Origin of the sequence: Solilutibacter silvestris (assembly GCF_002895945.1) — a bacterium.
Taxonomy (GTDB): Bacteria; Pseudomonadota; Gammaproteobacteria; order Xanthomonadales; family Xanthomonadaceae; genus Solilutibacter; species Solilutibacter silvestris.
On the sequence record NZ_NPZB01000002.1, the window covers coordinates 1 to 24,395 of the forward strand.

Genomic DNA, 24,395 nt, shown 5'->3' on the forward strand with positions numbered 1-24,395 from the left:
ACTACATCGAGATGTTCTACAACCCGATCAGACGACATGGTTCCGCTGGCGACCTGTCACCTGTAGAGTTCGAAAGGCGCTATGCGCAGAGCGGCAACTGAGTGTCTATGAAACTCTGGGCGGTCCAAAGTTCTTTATCCTTAACAGGCAAGGAGAACTCCATGAAGAAGCGTTTCACCGACGAGCAAATCATCTGATCCTGCGCGAAGCCGAGACAGGCGCGCTGACGATCAAGGCGCCGTGGAAGAAGCACAACACCACCGATCAGACGTTTTTTCGCTGGCGCAACAAGTTCGGCGGTCGGGATGTGCCGGATGGCCGCCGGCTGATAGATCTGGAATCGGAGAACAGTCGCCTAAGCGGCTGGTGGCCGAACAGATGCTGGTGATCGACGGAATGAAGGATATCGTCCGAAAAAAGACAACTCCGCCGGAACTCCACCGCCGCTTCAAAAAACTCATCGAGCTCGGTTATTTCACTGAAGGGGACAGCACCTGTCCCAGCGTGGTTAGATTCGTTTCTATGTGGTGGTCGATATGCGGGAACAACAGCAGTAGGTAACCATTGTCAATTTTTTCGCTCTGCGAGCGGTGCTGGGCCCATTTCAATCGTCAGAGCCGTTGTTCCATCTACTGTGAGAATCAAAACGCACTGACCGTCGATTTTCAGTGACGACGACCGTGCCGGGGTAGCTAAGTATCCGACCGACATGTTAGTTGGTCTGCTCGAATGTAAAGACGCCTCGCACCTTGATGCCTTCTTGTCCTCCGGGCCAGGACCTCGTCGTATCTCGGCCACATGGGGGCTCGTTTGCCCAAGCATTGAATTCGGAAGAGGCCATCACTGAATTCAAGCGTGTCAAACGAGACGTGACCTTGATGGACGCGCGTATCTTCCGGGAATTAGCGGCACGGGAATGCTCATGGAATTGAGCATGTAAGCGGCGGTGCTTGGGTGGGTTGTAGATAGCGTTGGCGTAATGAAGAGCGCCGCCGCCAATTCGTCAGGCCTCCGGCTAGAAAGGTGTGGCTCACCGGGCATGTTGCGGTTTCGCCTCATTCAAGACACCAGCGCCCAGACAGTTCGCCGCGGTCAGTGACGGTCTGCCCCGCTGCAGCGGCGCGCTGCCTGAGATTCAGATATGCCTATGTGTCTTGTCGTAGCCTTAGGCAGGAACGCAGTACAAGGTACTATCTAAGTACATTAAAACGCAGTACATTTCTTTCATGCCAAGGGGACGCCCCAAAACCAAGACCACGACCATGACGCTTCGGGTGAGCCCGGGGCTGAAGGCCGCTGCCGAACAGGCCGCGCATTTGGACCATCGCAGCCTCACGGGCCTGATCGAGGTCTTGATCCTCAACCACTGCAAGAACCAGGACATCCCTGTTAGCGACCCAATGAAGGAGACCAGCACATGACCCGAACTGCGGCATCGCAGAAGCCGAAGAAGGCCGCCAGCAAACAGGCTGAGATACTCTTCTATCGATCGAACGAAAAGCCCTACGGGGCCTTCAGCAATCTATTTCGGCGCTCGATGGTCTTTGAAGGGCGCGAATTCCCCACCGCCGAGCACGCCTACCAAGCCGGCAAGGCGAGGAAAGAGTCGGTGCGCGAATGGATTCTAAGCGCACCTACGCCCTCCTTGGTGGCGATGGCAGCACATGGTCTCTACACTTGGGATATCAATCCGAACTGGTCGAAAACAAAGTTCGGTAGGATGCGAGAGGTACTGAGGGCGAAATTCACCCAGCATGAGGATCTGAAGGCGCTGTTGCTTGCCACGGGCGATGCACGACTCGTGGAAGCTGGCCGCACGGACAATCTCGTCAATCGAACATGGGGCGAAGTCAATGGGAAAGGACAGAACATGCTTGGAGTTCTCTTGATGGAGGTGCGTGAAGAGCTCCGCAGCCATGCCAAGTTGCCGGTCAAAGCCACCAGCAAGAAGAGCAAACCCTCCACTCGCGCTCGCGATCCCCTGCGAGCGGTGGCCTAGTCACATAGATGCGGATTAGTCGTTACCAGACTGAGTTGGACCAGCTTTCGGCCACCTACTCCGCGGCCATGGGGGCAGACGTATCGCGCCTGAAGGAAGCCATCGCGGGGGCGAGTGAGTCGAGCATCATCGGTGTGGGCTCTGGCGGCTCCTTTACGGTCGCATCGCTCCTGTGCAATTTGCACGAGACCTACACCGGCCGCGTGTCTCGCCCTTCGACACCGCTGGAGATCATCTGCAACCCGACGCTTGCCTCGTCAAGCCCCGTGTTCCTGATCTCGGCCGAGGGCAAGAACCCCGATATTACCGAAGCGCTAGAGCGCGCAAGGCATCACAGCGCCCGACAGGTTCACGTCTTGACCAACCGGAATGTGAGCCCATTGATGGATGGGGTGTCGCAACTGTTCGACGTCAGCGCACACACCTTTGAGCTGCAAGAGAAGGACGGTTATCTCGCCACTAACAGTCTCTTGCTCGATGCGGTGCTGGTGGCGCGTGCCTACAACGAGCTTGATGGCAGCGCAGATGCACTGCCAGCGACCATGGACGAGCTTCGATTGGGTAGCCAAACCATTTCACAATGGATCCAATCGGCAGCCAGCTTCGTAGACGCGGCCACACAGCGCGGCGCGATCGTGGTGACCTATTCGCCGTTGCTGCACCCCATCGCCGCTGATCTGGAGTCGAAACTTTCCGAGGGCGCGCTGCTCCACTGCCAGTTGGCTGATCTGCGTTCCTTTGCTCATGGACGGCATCTCTGGTTGGCCGAACGTCCCGGAGACATTGCGATCTTGGCCTTGATAGAGCCGTCCTTGGGCGGGCTCTGGAACAAGATGAGCGCGCTGTTTCCCAAAGAGGTACCGATGTACGCCATGCCCCTGCAGGGCGCGTCGCCACGCGACCTGATCGCAGGGCTCATTGGTCAGATGCATCTGGTGCAGGCCATTGCAGGCAAGCTGGGCAAGGATCCGGGTCGACCGGAGGTGCCCCAATTTGGCCGTGAAATTTACTACATAGACTTGCCCGAGGTTATCCCGCCTCCCCGCGAGCGAGTTTCCGCGGCAGAGCAATCCAAATATGACGCGCTCGGTGCGCGATGGCCTTCGCAACGGCGGCGTAGCGGGATGGCGCGCGCTCGCGATGCGTTCATTGGCTCCCTTGCACAGCAGGATTTCCGCGCGGTAGTCTTCGACTACGACGGCACCTTGACTGCTTCGCAGCGCAAGACTGCCCCCCCCTCGGCACCTGTGGTCAACCACATCAAGCGCCTCGTGGAAGCAGGGGTCTTCGTCGGTATTGCCTCCGGTCGCGGGGACTCCATCCAAGAGGAACTGGCCAAGGTGCTTTCGATCCAGATATTGGAGAAGCTGTATTTAGGACTCTACAACGGTGGTTGGATCGGTACGGCGGCGACGGCCATGAGTGTGCCAACCGGCACAGTGGAATTCCTTAGTCACGTTACCCGTATTGCCCGGAAACTGAAGTCCCTCGGTGTGCCGATCGAGCGCATCAAACCCACCCATCCGTATCAGGTCAGCATTCGCTTCAGGGACGGACTGCCTACGGACCAAATGTGGTTCGTAGTTGCCGATGCCTTGCGCCAAGCGGGCCTAACGACTGGCACGCTCTTTCGCAGCAAGCATTCAGTCGACGTACTGGCACCCGGGGTGAGCAAATCAGGGCTCATTGCGCACATCATCCAGCAGGAAAAGATCGATCCTCATCAGATTCTTACGGTGGGTGACCAGGGGGCTTGGCCTGGTAACGATGTTTCTCTGCTTGAACACCGCTTCTCGCTGAGCGTGGACATGCCGTCCCGCAGATTGGATCGGGGATGGAAGCTCGCTCCAGGCCACAAGCGCGACGTCGATGCAACGATTTGGTACCTAGACCGATTCCAGACGGGTGATAAGGGATGGTTCAAGGTCTGGCTTTCCCACGAACCAGCAACCGATGAGTAGCCATGCAGGATCTCAATGCAGCAGAGCTGTTGGCACGGGTAATGGGATGGCAGGATCAAGAGCCCGTCCGAGATCATGTGCCTGAACTGCAGTTGCTCGCTTTTTTCAAGTACGACCAGTACCAGCGGTTCGGGCCAGGTCGCCGGTTCATCGAAAGTTTAGCGCTATGGCTCAATCGCCTTGATGTAGAGGACCGGCAGGCGGCGCTTACATTGGTAAAGGACAAGCTCGTCTTCTTCTCGGACCGAGAAATATCCCACTTGGTCGACATGGTCTACCCAGATATCATCGTCCAGGAGCGCCTGCGACTGGTTGCCGAAGAGCACGATATACCGACTCACGAGGTCGGCAGGCTGAGCGGGCACCGGCGGTTCAAGGAGCTGAGACTGAAATCCCTCTACTTGGGGTTGAGCGATGGCGCTCGCACCAACGAATTGCGCCGTGCCAGCAACCATCAAATCAGCAACGAGCAGATCTGGCAGGCGTACGAACTAGGCGAGCAGAAGTCTGCCTCCATGCGCAAGGATCTCAAGACTGAACTTGGGAAAGCCGGCTTTGAGGAGGCGCAGCCACATTTTAATCTCATCTGGCTGCTCGACGATTTTTCGGGAAGCGGCAACACCTACATCCGCTACGACAGCGAGGAGAAGAGTTATGGTGGAAAGCTACAAAAGATATACGACCAGCTTCATCGGGGTGGGCTAATCGACCCTACCCACTATGAAGTGTTTCTGGTGTTGTACGTGGCCACACGGCAAGCCATTGATCACATCGAGTACTGGTGTGAACGCTTTACCTCCGAACGAGGATTCAAGCCGCTGCAGTTGCGTGTGCTCTGTCCCCTGGAACGTAATCTTGCCCTCACTCAAGCCCCGGCCGGGACGCTTTCCGCGCTACTGGCCAAGGAAAAGTACTTTGATCCGGAAGTCGATGATGAGCACATGAAGGTGGGCGGCTCCGATGGCCGCATGGGCTTTGCCAATTGTGCGTTGCCGGTCGTGCTGTCCCACAACACCCCTAACAACTCGATCTACCTGCTCTGGGGACCTGAGCACTTAAAGTATTCGGGCTTATTCCCCCGCGTGGCAAGGCACAGAGATTTCTGATGGCATACAACGTAAATCCCTTCTTGGAGCGCCGGTCGGAGCGGACGACCTCGGATCAGGAATTTGCGCTGGTCTTCTCACCAAAGATTCTCGAGAAGCTTTCAGGTGAAGCCTTCAAGGGCGGGCTGCATGTTTTCCGTAGCGCACCCGGCGGTGGCAAGACCACGATTCTTCGCGCGTTTACTCCCAGCGTTCTTCGCAGCTTCTGGCGTGGTAAGGGTGCCAATGAATTGAAGGAATCCTTCCCCCTATTTGTCGAGAAAGGCGTTCTCGACGATCTGGAAGGTCCTCAACTGCTTGGGGTGCTCATCTCTTGTGCGTCTGGGTATGCGGATCTTCCCCCTGGCGCAGCCATTGACGAAGGCCCGTTCCGTGCTCTGCTGGATTGCCGCGTGGTACTGCGTACCATTCGGAGTCTGGGTGCGTTTCTCGGATTGGGAGTCGAAGAGTCGTTAGAGGCCATCCAGCTTGAGTACGACGATGGTGCTCAGGATCTTCAAGGCATTCCAAAACTCACTTCAGCTAGCGCATTAGCAAAGTGGGCCGAGACGCAGGAAAAACGCATTTACGCCGAGCTGGATGCGTTCTCCGGACGAAACCCGCAAGCGTTACCTTCGAGCAGCCGCTTCGAAAGCGTGCTCTGGCTTCAGTCAGTCAAGTTCCTTCGTGATGGCGTGGCGGTGGGTGGTAATCGTCTATTAATGATCGATGACCTACACCGACTTCGCCGCAAACAGCGCGAGTTGCTGATCGACGAGTTGACCGTTCAACGCCCGCAGATCCCCGTTTGGCTCGCCATGCGAACGGTAGTGCTTGAAGAGTCGCTTCTTTCGCAAGGCGCGCGAACAGGCAGGGACATCCAGGAGTACTCGCTTGAAGAGCTGTGGGGAGGATTGAAGGGCGGTCATCAGTTCATACCCTTTGCGCTGAATGTTTTGGACCGGCGGATGAATCGCCAAGTGGCGGTGACCGGCAACTTCTCGCAACGCCTGAGAGAGCAACTCGAACCCGAAGAAATCCGGAAATTCATCCAGCCTGGAATCGATACCTTCCGAGCCGCAACCCAGCCGTATGAGAAGACTGAGCGCTACAGCGAGTGGATCGCTCGGGCGGAGAAGAAGTCTGCGGACCAGACAGTTGACACGTTGCTGGAGCTGTTCGTCACGCGGATTCTCATGGCCCGCGATGCCGGCAAGAAGCAAATGAGCTTCGATCTGGTCCTGCCAGCAGAGGAGATTGACGACAAGGACAGCTCAGCCTTGCGTGGAGCGGCCGAAATCCAATGCCATGAAGAGCTTGGGCTACCGTATTACTACGGCCTTGAGCGCCTGTGCACCATGGCGACCTGTAACGTTGAGGAGCTGCTATCGATGGCAGCCGCTCTCTACGATGGCATCGTTGCCAGCCAAGTTCTGAGAAAGCGTAGCCCGGAACTATCTCCTGTCGATCAGGAGAAGATTCTTAGCGATGCCGCGGCGCGGCGTCTCAAATTCGTTCCCAAGCACCATATGGAGGGAACACGAGCTCAGAAGCTCATTACCTCTATCGGCGGTTACTGCCGCGAACGGACCTTCCTGCCCAACGCCCCCTATGCGCCGGGTGTGACCGGTGTGAGGTTGTCGCAAACGGAGATGGAGAAGTTGCAGAGCAAGGTGCTGGGGGAACATGGTGGCCTGCTGAAGCGGGTCCTTTCCGAATGTGTGGCGGAAAACCTGCTCATTTTGCGTCTTAGCTCGGCAAGCACTGCGCGGGATGCAGGTTCCATCTTCTACCTCAACCGCACGCTGTGCGCCAACTTCGGCCTGCCCTTGCAAATGGGGGGATGGCAAGACGTGGCCTGCCTGGACTTGATTGACTGGATGCTGCGGGGCTGGAAACCGCGGCAGCGACTTGCGATGGGGAGCTAGGGATGCTGTGGGATCAATACGTTTTCCGGCGCGGGTCGGAGGCCAATGAACTCTGGGAGCACATGTTCGATAATCGCCCTGTGCGATTGCTGTACATAGGCGGAAGTGGCTTCGACGTCAGGGCGCAAGTCGTCATGCGTGAATGCATTGGTAGCATTCTCGAATCGAGCGCAACGGTCGAATCTGCCTGTCTGGCGCTGATCAACTTCTCCAACTACAGCCTGGACGAAGACCTAGAACAGCTGACCGTAGAAAACGGCCAAAAGCTGACAGACATATTTTCGACGATAGGCAATGTCGAGCATGTTCGATTCGGAATTTCAGAAGAGGGAGAAGAATTAAGCTCCAGCAGCGCCCTGCGCGCAGGTAGGGATGCGATCCTGCAAATGGTGACCGATCAGACGGACATCATCCTTGATGCCAGCTCGCTGCCCAGGGTCATCTACCTAGCGCTTTTGACGAGCATTCTTCACCACTTAATCCCCGACAAGGAGGCGGAGAACGTCTTGGCCGCCGGCGGGGTCAATTTTCAGGTGCTCGTGGCCGAAGACGCTGCCTTAGACGGGCAGATCATGGCGGAGGATCCTAGCAGTGAGATCGTCTGGGTGCCCGGCTTCTCCAGCGCCATGCAAGCCGAAAGCGTCCAAGACTGGCCGTTGGTCTGGTTTCCGATTCTGGGCGAGCATCGGCTCAACCAATTGCAGCAGATTGTCAAAGGCAGCGACATTCCGGGAGAGGCGGAAGTATGCCCAGTCGTGCCTCACCCTTCGCGTGATCCACGCCGGGCGGACCGCTTGCTAGTCGAGTACAAGGAGGTGCTCTTTGAGTCACGGCGCACCCCTACCAGCAATGTCCTTTACGTGCACGAAGCTCAGCCGTTCGAAGCGTATCGACAGTTGCTGGGAGCGATGAAGCGTTACCGCGAGAGCATGGCCATTCTGGGAGGCTGCCGGCTCGTGGTAACGCCGTTTGGTAGCAAGCTCATTACCCTCGGGGCCGGCTTGGCCTGCTTTGAGATGCGGCCACAGGACCTGGGTGCGCAGTACGGCGTAGCGATTCCCCATGCAGAACCCACGCGCTACGTCGTCCCTGCACAAGCCGTCAGTGCTTCCAAGCCAGACATTTGCAGCCTGCTCTTAACCGGCGCGGCTTATACCTCAGCAGAACCGGACTCTTAGACTTATGCATGAGCAACATGCTGACTTGTTTCTTGATGCGTGTAACCGCCTGATCAGCTCAGGTCGTAATAAAGCTCGGAGAAATAATCTCTGTGCCACGAGGTATTCCGCCCAATGTTTTTTTGACTCGCAATGGAAAAGGGAAGCACATGCTCATCGGTGCTTTCAGGCGGATGGTCGGGGACTTCTCTGCGGTTAAGACTACCGATCCAGACACCGGGCGGGTCGTGCACCTCCGAAAGGAGGAGATCGAGACTCAATGGGTATCCCAACGTGTGATCAGTTCGGATACTGGACCAACAAGGACCACCTGCGTCTGGAGATCAAACGTAAGCGGATGGACGCCAAGCTGTACGACAAAGATCTGCGTGGCTTGCTGGGAACCTCGAACGCAGAAGTAATGGGTCTTGGCAGCAGGTATCAAATCGACGCCACGATTGCCGACATCTATCTGGTATCGCCGCGACTTGACCTAATCTGATCATCGGGCGACCGGTCCTGTACGTTGTGATCGACATGTTTAGCCGGCTTATCGTTGGAATTTACATTGGTTTGGGACGTCCGTCGTGGGTGGCTGTCAGACCGCTTCGCTTGTTCGCTGGAACTGACGTTGGAATCTACCGTTGAGGATTAGGCTTTCTTTTGCGGGACATTTCAGTGGTGCTCGCTCCTGGCGCGCTTGTTGCGTTCGCCGGAGAGGCGGACGCATCCATTGAAAACTCTCCGCTCCGTACTAAGTCGGCGAACATGCCGTTCTTTTGAACGAGGAAATCAAAGGTTCCCTGCTCTGTTAACAGACCATTATCGAGCACCAAAATGACATCGGCATGACGAATGGTGGACAACCTGTGAGCAATGACAATCGTCGTCCTAGGTTTCGTCATGTTACGGAGACTTTTCTGGACATGCATCTCCGTTACAACATCTAACGCACTCGTCGCCTCATCTAAAACTAAGATCGGTGCGTTTTTCAAGAGCGCTCGAGCAATTGCTAGGCGCTGCCGTTCACCGCCAGAAAGCGAGCGGCCACGTTCAGTTACCATGGTCCCATAGCCATCCGGCTTCATGGTCACAAATGTGTGCGCCTGCGCAGCAACCGCCGCGGCTTCCACCTCCGCGTCGCTAGCTTCCGGCCAGCCCATCCGAAGATTGTCGGCAATCGAGCGATTGAGCAGTCCGGGTTCCTGAAAAACAACAGCCATTTGGCGGCGAAGCGATTCTCTGCTCACGTTCCGGATGTCGACCCCGTCCACAAAAATGCAACCGCGGCTGGGATCGTAAGCGCGATAAAGAAGAGACAGAGCGGTTGTCTTGCCCGATCCGGTTGCACCTACGAGTGCCACCATCTGTCCCGGCAGCACCTTGAAGCTCAGATCCTTAAGGGAATACCGAGGATCTTCACCATGCTGGGGTTCGTAGTGAAAGGACACGTTGTCAAATACGACCTCGCCACGCACGTCGTGAAGATCTGGCGCGTCTAGCCTATCCTGCTTTATTTCGCAGGTATCGAGAATAGTGAAGAATCTACCGATAGACAGGGCTTGCCTAGAAAGGTCCGAAAGGAAGTATGCCAATTGCTCCAGTCGGCCGAGCATTAGCATGGCGAATCCGACGAAACTCACGATGCCTCCGACGGTAATTTCGCCAATTCCGTTGAGGCATACCCCCAAGGCAAATATCACAACTACAGTGAGTGTGCTCGCAGTACGCTGCGCAATCGACGAGAGCGCGAATCCGCGCAATACAGGATATTGTACATTCAACATGTTTTCGAGCATGTTCCTAACCACTTTCATTTCACTCGCGACGCGCAAATAGCTTTGAATAACCATTACATTCGCAAAAAGATCGCCAGCCCGATCGCCGATCCTTTTGTTCAGCTCCACAACGGCCATCTGGGCCTTGGTGTTTCGCCGAACCATGAATATGCTGAGAGCTAGGAATGAGGCCATCATTCCTAGTAACGGAATCGCCAATTTCCAGTTCAGATACAAAGTAAGCGGAATCACGACTAATACGGAGATCAAAGTACTCAAATGCGTCCGGAAAAAAGTCAGCCATACATTGAACAAAAAAGAAGTTCCTGTATGCATCGTGAGAAGTAGGCCTCCGGAATGGTTGCGATCATGGAAAGAGATCGGAAGCGAGATGACATGTTCAATGTATTGCGCCATAACCTCCATTCGACAACGGTGCGCCAGACGGTCAGCGTGCAGGGATGAGAAAACGCCCGTCACAATGCCCGCCACGCCGATCGCCGTCCAAAAGCCGATATTCTTCCACGCGTCGGCGGACTTTCCAGCCGATAACGCGTCAATCACTCTGCCGAAGAACCAAGGCTCGAGAAGGAAGACGGCGGCTAATCCGAGGTTCGTCAGAACGAGCAAGTACGCCAATCGTCGCTCACGCGCAAGCAGCGCCAATGCGCGGATATAAGTGCGCAGTAGAGACGCCCGACCGTTGCGTTGACTTTCATCGCGCTTCTGCCAAGAAGTTTCTTTTAGTGTTTCTTCCGACATACTTTGACTCCCGTGCGTGACACCGAATCCAAACGAGCTTGCAATGGCCAAGTGATTGATTAAAGGGTTGTCAACGCATGTTAGCCTGTCAGGCTATCGCACCGGAGGCATCCCCACGGCGAGGATCAATCCATTAACCAATTGTATTTGGCCAATTCATGAGAGGTTTGCCTGACGGTTCTGCTGTTGGTACAGACTGAACTTTTTGGTTCTGCTACATCCTGTGCATGAAGGGGCGGTCACACTCTCTTCAGACAAACCCGATATCGAAGCCGATTCAGCACCTCCTCCGTCTTCATCGCCAATTTCTTCCCCTCACATGCATTCGTCGAAATTGATTCTTCGGATTGAGCTTTCAGCTGCGTGGCTGGCCTGGCCGAAAAGCATCAAGGATCGATCAAAAGACCGTGCCCCCTCCGGTGGTTTGGTTGGCGATGGTCGTCGAGTAACCTACGCTATCTTCGACATGAACCCTACCAACATTGGCCACCAATAAGTTTAAGGTGTATCAACAGATTCGCATTCTAGTAGGAAGCCGTCGAAACTGCGAATGACTGATTCGATATCCGACGACTGCGCAACGCTGAGTTCGCGCCTCCACCCGTTGGTAAGATCGTCGAGGGAGGCATTCCATCGGCCCGGAACGGCAGTGGCGCTCGTGAGATAACTTAGTCCGGACGCGTCGTCCAGGACTGGATATCCAAGTCGGCGAAGAATGGCGGGGATGCCCGATGTAGGGTTGCGCACCAATGATTCGTAACGTTCAAGAACGATTTTGTTCCTCTTTGTCGAGAACGAATACTCCAAGAATAGTTCGGTCATCGCCCAATACGCGGTCACTCGCTTCAATAGACACTTCTTGTCGTAAAATTCGATTTCGCTACGCCATCTTTCGAAATATTCTGATCGGCCATCGTCAATCTCGAGAAGTTGCGCTTTTAGCGAAAGGGGTTCGAGCCATTTTCCCCAGTGCCCTCGTAGAATGCTCGCAAGCACGGATCGAGGATCTCGCCTTAAATGGATGGCTCGAATGTCCATTATGTCGACTATGGCGTGCGCACACAGGCTTGCACGAACATCCTTTAACACTGTTCTCTGTTGGAATGATTCGGTTATATTTTTTCTCAGATGTCTCGTCCACCTGTCCGCAACGGAAGATCTCACTGCTTTAGATAGGTAGGTGCCAAGTCGGTGGTTATTTGAGAAATTCGCGCTTGCGAAGGGCATGTGGAACAGTGACACGTCTTTGAGTCCTGTTCCGTGAGCATCTGTTTGATCCGGGGAGATTGGTTCGAAGACGGTTTTGGCGTTTAACGCGCGCGCCGAGAACTGCTGTAGCCATGTCGTTCCGCTTCGCCAGAAGCCGGTGATCAAGAGACAGTCCTTGGGATCGATGTGATGTGCAAGCGCGCTATCTATCAAGCGCGCGAGCTCGCTTTGTGCGAGTCTTTTTTTTAAAGTGGGCATGTGTCGCGATCCTGATATCTGGTCGTGCCGAGATCGATGTCAGCCACGATGATCGTCGGGTGACGCCTCTTCGAGTGGGCACTCCATTCGCCGTTGCTCGCCAATGCATTACATTTGTGGAGCAGCGGCGAGGATATCATAAGGCAACGCCCTTGTTCCAACCGTAGCGGATTTGTTTCGCGGGGGTTCTAGCCCATTTCCACGGACTGGTTGGATAAGAGTCTAAATGCCCAATCACGGGCATCGAGCCAGCGTTGGACGATCGGATTGTGGAAACACTCGATCTAATCGAACATGTCCCATCTGGCTTCGGCGATAGTCAGGCAACACCTGCGATTGATCCGTCACGGGAAAGCTATGCTATGGCAAATGAGGAGGTTTCCATCCAGCATGTCAGCAGTCTCTACGCTAGCAGGGCTTGCCAGTGTGGAGTTGGGTGCCCACAATATGGCCCTCCCGCCGGCGTTTATCCTTCCCTTCGATGCGGCGACATTCCACGAGCAAGACTTCACTCGTTATGGAATTGCTCGACCACCCTCCATTGTACGCAGCGTGACTAAACGACAAGCCGAATACCTTGCCGGAAGACGTGCAGCACTGGCCGCTCTTCGCGAAGCAGGCAATCATGCAACAGACTTGCCCATCCATGCCGATCGATCGCCGGCATGGCCTGCCGGATTTATCGGTAGCCTTTCGCACGCTCGCAACCTCGCGGTGGCGGTAGCGATGCGCATGAACGCCGGCGTGACCTGCGTCGGCATCGATATTGAAGAACTCATCGCGTCCGATCAAATACCATCGGTACGAAACATGGCGGTCACTTGTGGCGAATGCGAGCACTTGGCCGCACTTGCCAACCTAAAGGGCTGGCCGTACGCACTGACCGTCGCCTTCTCCACAAAGGAAAGTTTCTACAAGGCCACAGCATCCACTATCGGTCGGATTTTCGACTTCAGGACACTGCAGATCGTGTACTGCGATCCCATCGAAGCTAGGCTTGAGGCTGAGATTGTCGATACCCTTGCACCGGCGCTGCTTGCCGGGCAACGCTATACTCTGTGCTGGATCGAAGTACGCCCGGATGTCTTGCTTACGAGTTGCGCATGGTGACCAGCAGAGGCGCTTTCGTGCATTGGCCTTTGAAGGCGCGATTTTACTATCAATTTTCCGCTCACTAACGCAGGTTGGTGAAGCTTTCGGGCTTTCTTGTATGGAAACCATTACAGTTCGGCGTTATTGCTTGCCAGAGCTAGCGGCGGCGAATCCCTCGATTCTCGAGGTACGCCTGACTCATTGATCGATGAAGGAACAACAGTTGAAGGTTAGACCAACACGTGAATCCTCCGGCGCTGCCGGACACGTAACCTTTACGGCAGTCCGTTCCGCGGCTCCGAGCCGCGAGCCGCCAAGCGAACGAAACGGAGATTGATAAGTATGAGAGCTCAAATTACAACCAGTGGGAGGGCCTTTGCCACGTGGTGTTTATCCTGAAGTGTCGACGCAAGACGTTGTACGTGAGATTGCGAAAGTACTTGGAGGAAGTATTCCGACAATTGGCCGAGCAGAAGGAGAGCCGGATAGAAGATGAGCACCTGATGCCAGCCCGTCCGTATGCTATTGAAAATTCCACCGAAGCACGCAGTGTCGCAAGTGGTTGGATATATCAAAGGAAAGTGTGCGATCCATTTGGCGCGGGCATTTGAAGATCGTTGGCGAAATTTAGTGGATCAGAGCTTTGGGTTGTAGGCTACTTTGTTTCGACGGTGGGTGGGGATGAAACAGTGATTCAGGCGCATATTCAGAATCAGGAGGCGGGAGGCAGAAGACCGCCGATTGGATCAGCTTCAATTATTGAGGTGATCATAGTCGCCTTCAGGCGGCACACTTAATTTAATAGGGAGTACGCAACATACCGCCCGCCGCTTTGAGCGGCTCACACTCAAATGTCCCGCTCAGCCGGAAGATATTTACAGTGTCAGCGCGGGTTTTCATGCTGCACCCAGAAGTTGCTCGAAATATTGAATGGTTCTTTCCAGACCTTGGCGCAGTTTTACCTTGGGCTCCCAGCCCAAGGTCTGCCTTGCCAAAGAAATGTCCGGTTGGCGTTGTCTAGGATCATCTGGCGGCAGTGGGGCGTGCACGATTTTGCTGCGCGAATTAGTTAACTCGACCACCAGTTCCGCCAATTGCCGCATCGAGAATTCGCTCGGGTTACCAATATTGACTGGCCCGGTGAAATCGTCCATGGTTTCCATTACCTTAATAAATCCATCGATCAGATCATCCACGTAGCAAAAGCTGCGAGTTTGCTCGCCGTCGCCGTACAAGGTGATATCCACGCCGCGCAAAGCTTGCATGATAAAATTGCTGACGACGCGACCATCGTTGGGGTGCATTCGCGGGCCATAGGTGTTGAAAATGCGAACTACCTTGACCCGTATCTTATGCTGCCGGTGATAATCGAAAAACAAGGTCTCGGCGCAGCGCTTGCCTTCGTCATAGCAACTACGATGGCCGATGGGGTTCACTTTCCCCAAGTAGGACTCTGGCTGCGGATGGACTTCAGGGTCGCCATAAATCTCGCTAGTGGATGCCTGCATAATCTTCGCGCGGACGCGCTTGGCCAAACCCAGCATGTTGATGGCGCCATGCACGCTGGTCTTTGTGGTCTGCACCGGATCGTGCTGATAATGAATCGGCGATGCTGGGCAAGCCAAGTTATAGATCTCGTCCACTTCGACGTAAAGAGGGAAGGTCACATCGTGGCGCATGAATTCGAAGCGCGAGTGGCCCGACAGATGTTCGATATTGCGCTTGGAACCGGTGAACATGTTGTCGGCGCACAGCACCTCGTGCCCCTGTTCCAGAAGACGATCGCAGAGGTGGCTTCCGAGAAAACCAGCACCGCCAGTCACAAGGATTTTCTTGCTTAGTCCGTATTTTCTCACGATGGCTTTGACCTTATGGTTGGATTTAGATTATGTTTAACCAGTAATGTAATCCATTCGTTTCCTGAGTTGCCGAGAGTCTAGGAGGCTGTTTGGGTTGAATCACACCGCTTTGGCTTTGACTCGCGATGTTGTCGATAGTAAGTAATTTCGGCTCCTGTTTGCGGTATGTTCTTGATCGGCCGCATCAATCGCTTGCGGTCGTAACGGTCCATGCAGTCTGACGGGGATTATCCTATTCATGCGGGTGGATATCTTTGCTGCTTCCCGGGTATGTGTCGACCGCCGATGGACCACCTCGGGCTTATACAGCCCATCTCAAAATTTCTGAGGGATCCCAAGAATCCCTGACAGGTGTGCTAATGTTCAAGCTCCCCTTCTGGGGCAAAGATTTGACAATCCAGTCGCCCATTGGCCAATGGGCAGAGCACTGAAAAAAGGCCGTGGGAAGACATTCCAACTACAGAGGGCACTAGTGAACTTCAAGGTCTTCGGACGTGGTGGGCTCGCGGGAAGCCACCCGCTCGGTCGTCCAGCTGGACAGCACGAAATTGACACGGAAGGCGGGGGCTTGAGGCTGCCGTTGATTAGATTCGGCCATACCCCGAGAGGGGCTTCACGATGACGGCGACTGCGCGGGAACGTATCAACGAGGCTCGTTGGCAATGCTTCCTCCACCTCCGCGAGAATGGCGGCACGAGCACCGCGTCCGTGGATGCATTCGAGGCATTCCTTCGATCGCCAGGTACTCTGGACGCCCCTTCCCTCATCATTCGCTGTCGCTTCAGCGAGGGCTCGGTGAATTGTCATGTCGTGGTGGACAAGCCCAAGTCGCGATGGAGACTGTCAACACAATTCATGCCGTTCCTGGAAAGACTCAGGCACCGGTTGCAGGGGACTGCCGACGTCCTGATCTTGGTGAGTGATACGATGTATGTAGCCGAAGAGAGGAAGGCGGAATGTGTCGAGTTCCTGAAGCAGGCACCGCTCTTGCGTTGCGACTGGCGCGATGACGATCCCATCAGCAGCCATGCGATCCCGATTCCCGATTTCACCTTGATGGACGCGGAATACGCGACCGACGTGGCAGAGATTGACAAGGCCGCTACGAGTACTTCGTTCGCCGATCGCAAGGATGTGATCAAGTGGCGCGGGCGGCTGACAGGGCCTGGGTTCCCGGATATACACAACCGTCATCTGTTCCCCCGGTATCACCTGCTGCACTTGGCGGCATCCAGGCCCGATATCTTGGACGCTCGGTTGACGCATCCCGACAACTTCGCCCGAACCTCCGCGGGAGAAGCCCTGTTACGTCACGTCAGGGACTCGCTGGGTGGCACGTCCCCGGAAATCGCGCCCGCTGAATTCGTCGCCTACAAGTACCTGATCTCACTTGATGGCGTAGTAGCGACTTGGAAGCGAGTCGCCAACTCGCTTCGTACTGGCTCTGTGCTCTTCCTGCCGATCCGATGGAAGCAGTTCTTCTATCCTGGGCTCGTCGCTGGGGAGCATTATGTTCCCGTAGCACTCGATCTGTCGGATCTGTTCGAGCGCTATGCCTGGCTACAGGATCGACCGGACGAAGCTGAGCGTATCGGACGCGCAGGTCGGTGTTTTGCCGAAGAGGTGATAAGCATCCAGGCGGTCGATGATTATTTCGTGGCGGTGATTGACGCGTGCGCTACCTTGCTCCATGTCGACCGTTAATCGCGTGCGTGCCGATCGTGAGTGCTCGCTGGTATATCACATAACCTGATGATCAAGTCACCGCATCGCATGATTAGCTGGCCTAGAGACCTGAGCGATGGTTAACGATACGTGGGTGATCACCTGCTATTTCAATCCTTTGGGGTACCGCTCGAGGCGGGAGAATTTCCAGCATTTCTCTGGATCGATCGCGAAGCAGGGAGGACAGCTTCTAGTCATCGAACTGGCGGCCCCCAATGGCAGCTTCGACCTTGACACGGATAGCTACCATTGTGTGCGCGTGACCGGCAATGGGCTAATCTGGCAGAAAGAGCGGATGCTCAATGTTGCTTTAAAGCACCTACCGCCTGAGTGCCGTAAGATCGTCTGGTCCGACGGCGACCTGATATTCGAGTCCGCCGACTGGCTGGCGGAAACATCCGGGATGCTGGAGGACCACGTCGTCGTGCAGCTCTTCGACCACTGTCTCTGGCTTCCGGAAGGACATCTGGACTATCAGGGCGAGACCCAGGAAGGGGGAGAAGTGAGGGAGTCTTTTGCGGCATGCTACCTGCGCGATCCGTCCCTTTCACGCCGCGAAATCTATGCTAATCACGGTCACACCGGCTTCGCCTGGGCGGCACGGCGTGACTTTCTGGGGGCATGCGGATTTTATGATGGCTGCATCACGGGAAGCGGCGATCACCTCATGGCACATGTCTTTGCTGGTGCGCTTTCGTCACCTTGCATTTCCAAGATGATTGGCGAGGGGCATGCCTATGCCAATCACTTCCACGACTGGGCCGAACGGGCGCATGCTCTGTGCCAAGGACGCTTGGGATGCGTCCCGGGAAGGGTGCTGCACCTGTGGCATGGCATGCTCGAGAAGCGCCAGTACTTCGAACGCAATCAGGAGTTCAAGCGCTTCGAGTTCGATCCCCATCGTGACATCAGGGTGGGTACGAACGGACTCTGGGAATGGGCCGAAGCATCCCCGGCGTTGCGGAACTGGGCTGCGGGGGGCTTCCGCTCTCGCGATGAGGACGGCGCAGGCGCCAATACCGAGGGCTAACCATGCACCGTTGTGTGATGATCGGCCGTCCGCCATGTCTGCTAGGGTTCTGGTGGTGGGTCAAGATCAACACCGGAGCGATGAAGCTTGTCGTCAATGCGCTGGGAGAGGGAAACCGAGCGGATAAAGGAATGAGCGAGGCCGGCGATCGCCGGATATCCCCGCCAATTTCTGTACGGGTAATGATGACAGGACATCTTGTCGGTGGCTGAGAAATGAACCCGTCGCGCATCTTCATCCTCCGCCCGGTGGCTACCACGCTATCGATGTTGGCGTTATTGCTCGTCGGCGTGCTGGCTTACCGTCTCCTGCCGTTATCTGCGCTACCAGATGTCGACTACCCGACGATTCAGGTGACGACGCTGTACCCCGGTGCCAGTCCCGAGGTTATAGCGACGTCCATCACCGCCCCTTTGGAGCGTCAACTCGGCAAGCTGCCCGGTGTACGCCAGATGTCGTCGACGAGTTCGGCCAGTGCGTCGGTGATCACTCTTCAGTTCGACCTGGGCCTTGGTTTGGATGTAGCGGAGCAAGGGGTGCAGGCGTCAATCAACGCGGCGAGCAACTTATTGCCGAACGACCTTCCTACGCCTCCAATATATAGCAAGGTCAATCCGGCCGACGCACCCATCCTCACCCTCGCACTGACCTCAAACTCGCTTTCGCTAACCCAGGTCGAAGATCTGGCAGATACGCGTCTGGCTCAGAAAATTTCGCAGATCAGCGGAGTAGGACTGGTGACCTTGCTCGGAGGTCAGCGCCTTGCTGTGCGTGTAAGGGCCAATCCCGCCGCGCTAGCCTCGTATGGCATGAGCCTAGAGGACATTCGCAGCAGCATCGGTAGCGCGAACGTGAATGGCTCGAAAGGCAGCTTCGATGGGCCAGCACGCACTTACGCCATCAACGCCAACGATCAGCTCAAGTCAGCAGCAGACTATAGAAGCATCGTCATCGCTTACAAAAACGGCGCGCCAGTACATCTGTCCGATGTAGCCGACGTCATCGAGGGACCTGAAAACGATAGGCTTGGTGCGTGGAAGGACACATCGCCCGCTATCATCATGAGCATCCAGAAACAACCAGGATCGAACGTAATCCGGGTCGTTGACGACATCAAGGCTGCTCTGCCGAGACTAGCGCAGTCGATGCCGGCGTCCGTCAACCTTTCGATACTGACCGATCGCACGATCACCGTGCGCGCTTCCGGTGACGATCTAAGGTTAGAACTGACGTTTGCCGTTGTGCTCGTCGTCGCAGTGATATTCGTCTTCCTTCGTAGCCTGCCGGCAACGCTCATTCCAAGCCTTTCCATTCCCTTGTCCCTAGTCGGCACGTTCGGTGTGATGTATCTCGCCGGTTTCAGCCTAAACAACCTCACGATGATGGCTTTGACGATATCGGTGGGCTTTGTCGTCGACGATGCCATCGTGGTGATCGAGAACATATCGCGCCATCTCGAGGATGGGGAAACGCCGGTGCAGGCCGCACTGAAAGGTTCTGAGGAGATCGGGTTTACCATTGTGTCGTTGACCGTGTCGCTGCTCGCCGCTCTGATCCCGCTGCTATTTATGGGGGATGTGATTGGACGGCTGTTCCGAGAGTTCGCGATCACGCTGGCGGTGGCGCTAGTTATTTCAGCCTCAGTCTCGTTGATCCTAGTGCCGATGCTATGCACGAAGATGCTGAGGATTTCTCGCGAGAAGTTGCCCGTACAGAGGAACGAAGAGCCGGGTATCTTTGATCGCATCCTCGCTGGATACGGCCGCTGGCTCGATTGGGTGCTGGATCGTCCAGGGCTCACCCTGCTTGTGGCTGCCGGTACGCTGGTCCTGACAGTCTTCCTCTACACCATAGTGCCAAAGGGATTCTTTCCCCTCCAGGACACGGGGGTCATCCAAGGGATGTCAGAGGGACCCCCGTCGATCTCGTTCTCCGCTATGCGGGTTGAACAGGAAAAACTTGGGCGACGCATCCTTGAGGATCCGGCCGTCGTGTCGTTGTCTTCGTTTATCGGTGTCGATGGCGCCAATAAAACGCTTAACAGCGGCAGTTTTCTCATCAACTTGAAACCCCACGGCGAGCGAGACGATGTCGGAACAGTCATCGCTAGGCTCAATAAGAGCACGAGAGACATATCCGGTATACGACTGTTCATGAAGCCGGTCCAGGATCTCACCATCGAGGATCGCATCAGTCGGACGCAGTATCAGTTCGCGGTCGGCTCGCCCATGCAGGCGGACCTAGACACGTGGGTACCCCGTCTCGTCGATGAGCTTAGCCGGCAGCCCGAATTCGCTGGCGTCACGAGCGACCTACAGTCACAGGGCCTTCAGGCCTATCTGGACATAGATCGTGCAACAGCTGGCCGCTTGGGCATCACGCCCGCGGCCATTGACCAGGTGTTGTATGACGCTTTCGGCCAGCGTCAGGTCTCGACGATCTTCACCGAATCGAACGATTACCGGGTCATCCTAGAGGTCATGCCGGAATTTCGGCGGAATATGAAGGCGCTCAATAAGGTCTTCCTGCCTGCGCTGAACAATGCGAACCAGATCGTCCAGATGCCGCCGGGAGCTACCCCGGGCGTGACGACACCGCCAAACCAAGCGGCGGTGAGCAAAGGACAGGTGCGCTTGGATTCGGTGATGAACATTAGCGAACGGACCGGTCCGTTGGTGATCAATCACCTCGGTCAGTTTCCGGCCGCGACGGTGTCGTTTAATCTGGCGAAGGGAGCTTCGTTGGGCGCCGCGGTCGAACGTGTCCGAGAGGTGGAAAAAGCGTTGAAGATGCCCGCGAGCATCGATACGGAGTTCCAGGGCGCTGCGGCGGCCTTCCAAGCGTCGCTGACGAATACAGTGTTATTGATTCTGGCCGCGATTGTGACGATGTACATCGTCCTAGGCGTGCTTTACGAAAGCTTCATTCATCCGATCACCATCCTTTCGACACTTCCCTCGGCGGGAGTAGGCGCACTGCTGGCACTCATGCTCGCCGGCAAGCAATTGGATATCGTGGCGGTGATCGGCATCATCCTTCTGATCGGCATCGTAAAGAAGAACGCGATCATGATGGTGGACTTTGCGCTGGAGGCGGAACGCAGCCAAGGCTTATCTCCCCGCGAGGCGATCCATCAAGCTTGCCTGCTGCGCCTGCGTCCGATTCTCATGACAACCTTCGCGGCCCTGTTCGCGGCGCTGCCGATGATGCTGGGCAGTGGCGTGGGCTCGGAGTTACGTCAGCCTCTCGGCATCACCATTGTCAGCGGCATGCTCGTGAGCCAGGTGCTCACCCTGTTCACGACGCCGGTGATTTATCTGGTGCTCGGTCGCTTGGCACGTCGTTTCTCACGCGGGCGTGGCGGGGACAAGTCTCTGCGTCTCGAAACCGTTGGACCATGAGCAAGGTCCGCCAAGGCATGTCAAGCCTGTCGGAGCCGTTTATCCGACGGCCGGTCGCGACAACGCTCGTGACGATAGGCCTCGCCTTGCTCGGCATTGCCGCCTTCGGGCTCCTAGCCGTCGCGCCTTTACCTCAAGTGAGCATTCCGACTATCGTGGTGCAGGCCTCTCTACCCGGAGCCGGTCCGAAGACGATGGCGCAATCTGTCGCGACCCCCCTCGAACGACAGTTGGGTCGCATCTCGGGTATAACGGAGATGACTTCGCAGAGCACGCAGGACTCGACGACCGTAACGTTACAGTTTGATCTGTCGCGAAACATCAATGCGGCAGGCGACGACGTGCAGGCAGCGCTGAACGCCGCCCGTGCACAGTTGCCGAGTGGCATGCCCGATAATCCGACGTATCGCAAAGTCAATCCAGCAGAGTCGCCGGTGTTGGTCCTGGCCTTGACTTCTAGATCGTTGACTCCGGAGGCGATCTACGACGAAGCAAATACGATAATAAGCAAGAAGGTGTCGCAGGTGGTCGGCGTAGGCCTGGTAAAGGTTGTCGGCTCTTCGCCACGGGCGGTTCGTGTCGACCTCAACCCCACTGCACTGAATAAATATGGCATTGACTTTGACACGGTTCGCGCAGCTCTGCAGAACAACAACGCGAACCGGCCATTGGGCTTCATCGAGAGCGACACGACACACTGGCAGATTCTTGCCAATGACCAACTGTCGGTGGCCGCCCAGTACCGTGATGTCGTTATCGATTCGAAGAATGGTGCCGACGTGCAGCTATCAGATATCGCCGAGGTGACCGACTCGGTCGAGGACATTCGCAATGAGGGCTTCTACAACGGCGACAGGGCCGTGCTTGTCGTGGTCAGCAAGCAGCCGGATGCCAACATCATAGGTACCGTCGATCGCGTCCTCGCCTTGCTGCCACAACTGCGGGCTTCGGTCTCGTCGGGCATAGCAATCGATGTGGCGATCGAGCGGACGAGTTCCATCCGTGCTTCGTTGCATGATGCCGAGCGTACCTTGATCGTATCGACTCTTCTCGTCATCACAGTCGTATTCCTGTTTATTCGGAGTTGGCGAGCGATGCTGGTGCCTACCATCGTCGTGCCAATGTCACTGATGACGACATTTGCCGCGATGTATCTACTCGACTACAGCCTCAACACTTTCACGCTAATGGCGCTGACTATTGCCACGGGCTTCGTCATCGACGATACGGTGGTCGTGCTGGAGAACATATCAAGGCACATAGAGGCGGGCATGTCACGCCTGGAGGCTGTGCTTTTGGGTACACGTGAAGTGAGCTTCACGGTTGTTTCGATGAGCTTGTCGCTCATTGCGGTTTTCATTCCCATCCTCTTCTTCCCCGGAATGGTGGGGCGCTATTTTCGGGAGTTCTCAATCACCTTGTCCATCGCTGTCGTCGTGTCTTTGGTCATGTCGCTGACTACGGCGCCGATGATCTGTGCGCAAGTGCTAGCGCGTAGGGATCGGAAGCAAGGGCCCGTATCCCGCTGGGGAAAGAAGGTGTTCGGATTCGTGCTGCGGTTCTACGAACGTACTCTGCGGTTCGCCCTGTCTAAGTCGCCGTTGGTGATGTTCATCTTGTTGGTGACGATTGGCCTGAACCTCTATCTATATATCAAGATCGACAAGGGCTTCTTCCCGCCCGAGGATACCGGTCGGTTGTATGCGAGTGTCGAAGCCGACCAAGCCATTTCCTTCAAGGCCTATTCGGAAAAGGTGGTCGAATTCATGGACGTCATCAGGGGCGATCCGGCAGTGGACGCAGTCGCTACTTATTCGGTGGGCAGTACTGGTGGCGGCATGTTCGCCGCACTCAAGCCTTGGAATGTCCGAGGGATCTCCACGGATGACGTAGTTGATAGGCTGAAATCCAAAGCCAATGACGTCGCTGGTGCGCGCCTTTCGATGGTCCCTGCACAGGACATTCGTATCGGGGCGCGGATGGGCAATGGGAGCTACCAGTACACCCTACAGAGCGACAACTTGGACGCGCTGCACGAGTGGGCGCCGAAGGTCACCGCGGCGCTCGAGAATCTGCCAGAACTAGCCGACGTCAGCGGCGACCAAGAGACAGAGGGCCTGGCGGTGACTCTGGAAGTCGATCGGGCAAGAGCCTCGCGGCTCGGCGTAACTATGGAAGCGATCGACGACACCCTCAATGATTCCTTCAGCCAACGCCAAGTATCTACAATCTACGGACCGTGGAACCAGCAGCATGTGATTATGGGTGTGGGGCAGAAGTATCTGCAGACTCCGGAAGCCCTCAAGGACATTTACGTTCGGGGCACCAGCGGAGATATGGTGCCGCTCATGGCATTTGCTCGATATCACTCCGGGCTCGACCCATTCTCCGTCAATCACCAGAACCAGTTCGTCGCCAGCACCATTTCGTTTGGACTGGCGAAAGGCGTGACCCTGAGCCAAGCGAGGGAGTCCATCGAGCGGACAATGGCGCTACTTCATGTGCCGGTTTCGGTACATGGTGGTTTTCAGGGCAATGCGCTCGAAGCGCAGAAGACCTTCAGCAGCCTGCCTTGGCTGATCCTTGCTGCCCTGTTGACCGTCTACATTGTCCTCGGCATTCTCTATGAAAGCTTCGTACATCCGCTGACAATACTCTCGACTCTTCCTTCCGCGGGCGTCGGCACACTTCTGGCCCTGCGCTTATTCGACATCGAGCTATCCCTGATTGCCTTCATCGGGATCCTCCTGCTGATCGGCATCGTTCAGAAGAACGCCATCATGATGATCGACTTCGCCCTGGATGCAGAGAAGAACTTGGGCCTTAGCTCGTCTGACGCCGTTTTCCAGGCATGCTTGCTTCGATTCCGCCCGATCATGATGACGACCTTCGCAGCAATGCTCGGCGCGCTGCCACTTGCCTTTGGGGGCGGAGAGGGATGGGAGATGCGTCAGCCGCTGGGCATCTCGATTATCGGTGGACTGTTCGTCAGCCAAGTGTTGACCCTGTATTCGACGCCGGTGGTCTACCTGTACATGGATCGTTTCCGATTATGGTGCAAACGCAAGTTTCGCGTAATTTCTCCTGCAGCGCAGGATTTCGCGCCGGGGGCATGATCGCGTCGGCAGCGAATGGATCGTCATAACGGGTA

15 protein-coding genes and 2 pseudogenes are annotated in these 24,395 nt (G+C 56.0%); 14 read left to right on the plus strand and 3 right to left on the minus strand.

Annotated elements, in window-relative coordinates:
* Nucleotides 1-161: 161 nt before the first annotated feature.
* The 8 genes and pseudogenes from Lysil_RS13560 to Lysil_RS07660 form a co-directional block, all read left to right on the plus strand.
* Nucleotides 162-432: pseudogene (locus tag Lysil_RS13560) on the plus strand (transposase); the annotation flags it as partial.
* An 830-nt stretch (nt 433-1,262) separates the two neighbouring features.
* Nucleotides 1,263-1,421, plus strand: a complete 159-nt coding sequence (locus tag Lysil_RS07630) for a hypothetical protein (RefSeq protein ID WP_205756919.1) — start codon at nt 1,263-1,265, stop codon at nt 1,419-1,421.
* A complete protein-coding gene (ybiA, locus tag Lysil_RS07635) occupies nt 1,418-1,999 on the plus strand; it encodes a riboflavin biosynthesis intermediates N-glycosidase (RefSeq protein WP_103075047.1) in 582 nt (193 codons plus the stop codon). The genes Lysil_RS07630 and ybiA overlap by 4 nt, the downstream gene beginning before the upstream one ends.
* 8 nt (nt 2,000-2,007) lie before the next feature.
* A complete protein-coding gene (locus Lysil_RS07640; RefSeq protein WP_103075048.1) occupies nt 2,008-3,960 on the plus strand; it encodes an HAD-IIB family hydrolase in 1,953 nt (650 codons plus the stop codon).
* A 2-nt stretch (nt 3,961-3,962) separates the two neighbouring features.
* Entirely contained in the window at nt 3,963-5,066 is a 1,104-nt protein-coding gene (locus tag Lysil_RS07645; protein WP_103075049.1) for a phosphoribosyltransferase-like protein, read from the plus strand.
* Entirely contained in the window at nt 5,066-6,973 is a 1,908-nt protein-coding gene (locus Lysil_RS07650) for an ORC-CDC6 family AAA ATPase (RefSeq protein WP_103075050.1), read from the plus strand. Before Lysil_RS07645 ends, Lysil_RS07650 begins: the two co-directional genes overlap by 1 nt.
* A 2-nt stretch (nt 6,974-6,975) precedes the next feature.
* The gene (locus Lysil_RS07655; protein ID WP_103075051.1) at nt 6,976-8,151 is read left to right on the plus strand and encodes a hypothetical protein; all 1,176 of its coding nucleotides are present in this window, start codon (nt 6,976-6,978) and stop codon (nt 8,149-8,151) included.
* A gap of 259 nt (nt 8,152-8,410) precedes the next feature.
* Nucleotides 8,411-8,632: a hypothetical protein gene (locus Lysil_RS07660; RefSeq protein WP_103075052.1), complete on the plus strand. Its 222-nt coding sequence runs from the start codon at nt 8,411-8,413 to the stop codon at nt 8,630-8,632.
* Nucleotides 8,633-8,768: 136 nt separating this feature from the next.
* Here Lysil_RS07660 and Lysil_RS07665 read toward each other — a convergent pair whose 3' ends face one another.
* The gene (locus Lysil_RS07665) at nt 8,769-10,670 is read right to left on the minus strand and encodes an ATP-binding cassette domain-containing protein (protein WP_103075053.1); all 1,902 of its coding nucleotides are present in this window, start codon (nt 10,668-10,670) and stop codon (nt 8,769-8,771) included.
* Between the two features lie 498 nt (nt 10,671-11,168).
* Nucleotides 11,169-12,137 carry a sulfotransferase domain-containing protein gene (locus Lysil_RS07670; RefSeq protein WP_103075054.1) on the minus strand — a complete coding sequence of 323 codons (969 nt, stop codon included), beginning with the start codon at nt 12,135-12,137 and terminating at the stop codon, nt 11,169-11,171.
* A 390-nt stretch (nt 12,138-12,527) separates the two neighbouring features.
* Here Lysil_RS07670 and Lysil_RS07675 point away from each other — a divergent pair, with 390 nt between their 5' ends.
* Entirely contained in the window at nt 12,528-13,247 is a 720-nt protein-coding gene (locus Lysil_RS07675; protein WP_103075961.1) for a 4'-phosphopantetheinyl transferase family protein, read from the plus strand.
* A gap of 314 nt (nt 13,248-13,561) precedes the next feature.
* A pseudogene (tnpA, locus tag Lysil_RS07680) lies at nt 13,562-13,997 on the plus strand (IS200/IS605 family transposase).
* A gap of 128 nt (nt 13,998-14,125) precedes the next feature.
* Here the strand turns inward: tnpA and Lysil_RS07685 are convergent.
* Nucleotides 14,126-15,085, minus strand: coding sequence for a UDP-glucuronic acid decarboxylase family protein (locus Lysil_RS07685; RefSeq protein ID WP_103075055.1), 960 nt, complete (start codon nt 15,083-15,085; stop codon nt 14,126-14,128).
* A gap of 621 nt (nt 15,086-15,706) precedes the next feature.
* On the opposite strand from Lysil_RS07685, the gene Lysil_RS07690 reads away from it, so the two are divergent.
* The 4 genes from Lysil_RS07690 (at nt 15,707) to Lysil_RS07705 (ending at nt 24,360) form a co-directional block, all read left to right on the plus strand.
* Nucleotides 15,707-16,792, plus strand: a complete 1,086-nt coding sequence (locus Lysil_RS07690) for a glycosyl transferase family 90 (RefSeq protein ID WP_103075056.1) — start codon at nt 15,707-15,709, stop codon at nt 16,790-16,792.
* A 97-nt stretch (nt 16,793-16,889) separates the two neighbouring features.
* Entirely contained in the window at nt 16,890-17,843 is a 954-nt protein-coding gene (locus Lysil_RS07695; protein WP_103075057.1) for a hypothetical protein, read from the plus strand.
* A 215-nt stretch (nt 17,844-18,058) separates the two neighbouring features.
* On the plus strand, nt 18,059-21,244 hold the full coding sequence (locus Lysil_RS07700; protein ID WP_103075058.1) for an efflux RND transporter permease subunit: 3,186 nt from the start codon (nt 18,059-18,061) through the stop codon (nt 21,242-21,244).
* Nucleotides 21,241-24,360 (plus strand): efflux RND transporter permease subunit, encoded by a 3,120-nt coding sequence (locus Lysil_RS07705; RefSeq protein ID WP_240600419.1) that lies wholly within the window; start codon nt 21,241-21,243, stop codon nt 24,358-24,360. Before Lysil_RS07700 ends, Lysil_RS07705 begins: the two co-directional genes overlap by 4 nt.
* Nucleotides 24,361-24,395 lie beyond the last annotated feature (35 nt).